Origin of the sequence: Actinosynnema sp. NPDC059335, from assembly GCF_042752395.1 — a bacterium.
Classification (GTDB): Bacteria; Actinomycetota; Actinomycetes; order Mycobacteriales; family Pseudonocardiaceae; genus Actinosynnema.
Window position 1 is genome coordinate 14,553 of the sequence record NZ_JBHYXZ010000166.1, and the last position, 3,178, is coordinate 17,730.

At 66.0% G+C, this 3,178-nt stretch carries 3 protein-coding genes and 1 pseudogene; 2 read left to right on the forward strand and 2 right to left on the reverse strand.

Annotation, left to right across the window (positions count from 1 at the left end; genetic code table 11):
- Positions 1–626 precede the first annotated feature (626 nt).
- Positions 627–965: pseudogene (locus ACFXGA_RS33970) on the forward strand (transposase); the annotation flags it as partial.
- Between the two features lie 54 nt (positions 966–1,019).
- On the opposite strand, the gene ACFXGA_RS33975 reads toward ACFXGA_RS33970, so the two are convergent.
- On the reverse strand, positions 1,020–1,343 hold the full coding sequence (locus ACFXGA_RS33975; RefSeq protein WP_378095154.1) for a transposase: 324 nt from the start codon (positions 1,341–1,343) through the stop codon (positions 1,020–1,022).
- Positions 1,344–1,620: 277 nt separating this feature from the next.
- Entirely contained in the window at positions 1,621–2,097 is a 477-nt protein-coding gene (locus tag ACFXGA_RS33980; RefSeq protein WP_378095156.1) for a DUF5677 domain-containing protein, read from the reverse strand.
- A 341-nt stretch (positions 2,098–2,438) separates the two neighbouring features.
- On the opposite strand from ACFXGA_RS33980, the gene ACFXGA_RS33985 reads away from it, so the two are divergent.
- Complete coding sequence (locus tag ACFXGA_RS33985; RefSeq protein ID WP_378095158.1) at positions 2,439–2,966, forward strand: hypothetical protein; 528 nt, start codon at positions 2,439–2,441, stop codon at positions 2,964–2,966.
- Positions 2,967–3,178 lie beyond the last annotated feature (212 nt).

Consider the following 3,178-nt stretch of genomic DNA (forward strand, 5'->3'; position numbering starts at 1 on the left):
CGGTCCCCCGCCCCGTCCACTGGTTGGGCCCGCCGCCCACACCCCCCCCGCCGCCGGCCGCCCCACACCCGCGCGGCCGGATACCCGGGCCCACCGGCCTCACTCGGCGGCTGGTCCTGGCGGAGCCGGGACCAGCGCACGGACGTGGACGGATACCCAGGGTGGCCCGGTGCGGACATGAAGCCCGGTCAGGATGGCTGGTGGACCGACTGGAAGGACATCAGCTGCTCTGCGAGGAGTTCGGTGCGAGCCACGGCGCGAAGTGGCCGAGGCCCGGCAGTTCGCGGTGGACATGACGCTGGAGTTCAGGGCGAACGAGCAGTGCAGCCTGCGCTGCCAGAAGGCCAAGCCCGAAACCTTCTACGACTGCACCCGAGACTGCCTGGCTGCCAACGACGGCGGCGTCGGCATGGGCTTGGACTCGTTGCAGGTCGGCGAGACCACGCTGATCAACCCGGAGGTCAGGCGACGGCGGAGTCCGGCACCGACAGCACCCGCCGCGGCAGATCGGCACGCATGGCCACCACACTTGCCCTGGGTTGCGAGGACGGGGTGATCGTGTCCCCGGTCGTGGTGAGGGCCGCGGAGGATGCGGGCGCGGTGGAGCACAGGACGAGCGGTTCACCGAGTTCGTCGACGCCTGGGGCGCCCGCTACCCGGCGATCGTCAGGTTGTGGGACAACGCCTGGGCCGAGTTCGTGCCCTTTCTCGCCTTCGACGTGGAGATCCGGCGGGTGATCTGCTCGAGCAACGCCTTCGAGAGCGTCAACGCTCGCATCCGCCGCGCGGTCAAGGCCCGGGGCCATTTCCCCCACGAGCAGGCCGCGCTCAAGTTCGCCTACCTCGCGGGAGCAGCCTGGATCCGACCGGCACTGGCCGCAAACGCTGGATGATGCGCTGGAAGCCCGCCCCTCAACGCCTTCGAGATCGCCTTCGACGGCCGCCTGGCCGCCGGACGCAGGTAACCCCCTTCAAGCCCGAGTTGCACCGCTCGTTTGGTTCTGTCGCTCATTGCGTGATCAACGGTTCGAGCTGAAGGATCGTCGAACTCTGTCGCTGCTACTGTTGAGCAGGATTCGCTTGCGCAGCCGGGGCGAGCTCGCCCTTCCGTAGGTCTGCCGCTTGAGTAGCTTGATCTTGTTGACGACTCCTTCTGTAGGGCCGTTGTTGTGGGGCAGGGTCAGCCCGGCGGTCACGGCGTCGTTGTCCTTGCGCAGGCCGTGGACGAAGCGGTGCAGGGCTGGCAGGTCGTCGGCCAGGACCGCTTCGATCCAGCTGTCGAGGTCCTGGCCTCGGCGGTGGGTGAGGATCCTCGCGAACTCGCCCGCCCGTGATGCCCACATGCACCCGACGCACAGCATTCATAGCCAGGTGGCCGCCCGTAGGCAGCGGCTTGCCGTGGTTGATTCGGATCTTGATCGTGTCGCCGAGGTTCAGATAGGAGTCCACGATGTGGTGCCCGGCGTGGGTGAAGCCGGAGAGCGCCCGGTAGGCCGCGTACATGCGGGACCCCTTCGGGTCGAAGTCCTCGCAGAGCTGTTGGAAGCTCCTAGCGGGACCAGCGCCGGTCGAGGGAACCACCACCGACTTTTCGATGATCGCGGTGACCTCCCCCATCTCTCACCAGCAGATCTTCAGCATGGCCTTGGCGGTGGCTCGACGCTGACGCTGCTGTTCGTTGACGAAGCCGGCCAGGGCCTCCTCCTCGTTGTGGAGCATCCACTGGGCGGTCAGCCCATGTTCGAGGGCACCTCTGACCAGAGGCATCGCCTCCAGGTCCATCCCCGCCTCGTGCAGGCGCATCACGGCACGCGCCAAGCAGTGGATGTGGGAGGCAAGCCCCGACACGACCGTCAGGCGACCGAGCTCCATCGGGCGGTCCTTGCCGACCGACGTCTTATCGGGGCGGTCGTCCCAGATCGTCAGCAGCTCGTCGAGGGTCTTTCCGGAACCACTGGACGCGTCCGGCTTCGGCGCCGCAGTACATCCGCGCCACACCCGGCGAGGCGTTGCCGTCCTTGGGAACGAGGTGTCGTCCACCACCCACGCGTCCGGGTCCACGAACCCGCTGGCCCACACCGCCAGGCGGTGCCGCACCTCAACGCGTGATCCCAATGCTCGGCAGCCTCGTCAACGAGTACAGACCCGACGCCTGACCAGCAGTGATGACTTTTCGAGCGGTACACCCAGCTCGTCACCGTTGCGATCCTCACCGATCCCGGAGGGTCGGTGCTGTGTCGGCCCGCCAGGAGATTGTTGTTGGTGTCTGAGTTGCGATCGGACGGCACACGAGGGGGAGGCCCGTCCCGATTCGAATCTCGCAATAATGCGGAGGGGATCTCGGAGCTGTATGACACACTTTCCCGGTCACACCAAAGGGGAAGGATCGCCCGCATCGACCGAGGTGTCGATGCGGACAACATGCACTAGGAGATCCGATGCCGGTAAAGAAGGCGGTTTACGCCGCCTTGGGGTTTGCGGCCATTGCGCTCCTGTCCGTAATGGCACCGTCGACCGCAACCGCCGAGACTCCGGAGTTCGGTGTCCAGGCAGAGTGGGAGGTGACCATCCCGAACGCCGATGGGAGGCTGGAAACCTTCTGGGTGCACGACACCAACCGCAGCCTGTACCACAGGTGGCAGAGGACCGACGGTACCTGGACGGGCGGGCAGAGCCTGGGAGGGACTCTGCTCTACGACCGGATCGCCGCGGCGCGCAATGCCGACGGCCGTCTCGAGGTGTTCGGGATAGGCACCGACAAGGCGATGTTCCACATCTGGCAGTCGCCCAGCGGCGGCTGGAGCGGATGGGCCACTCTCGGCGGTGGATTCAACGGCCCGCCCACCGTGTCCTTGACGTCCTACGGCGGAATCGTCGTCAGGGCACCGGGCTTGGACAACCGATACTACTACCGCTACCAGACTGCACCGAACTGCTGCTGGAGCAGCGGCTGGACATCGGCCTGAACAACTGTTCAACGCCGTTACGGGAGCCTTGCGAGTTGCTCCACCGGAGCGGGACTCATCGAGTTGCCGATTTTGGGGTTGAGGTTGAAAGGAGTACTGCAGGGGGTTGGACATTCTTACTAGTAGCGTGTCGCTGTTTAGTTGTGGTGCTTGCGGCTGGGAGGCTGTTGTCCGGCAGGTCCTTTCCCCTGCCGGACAAGGACTGGTGTGGT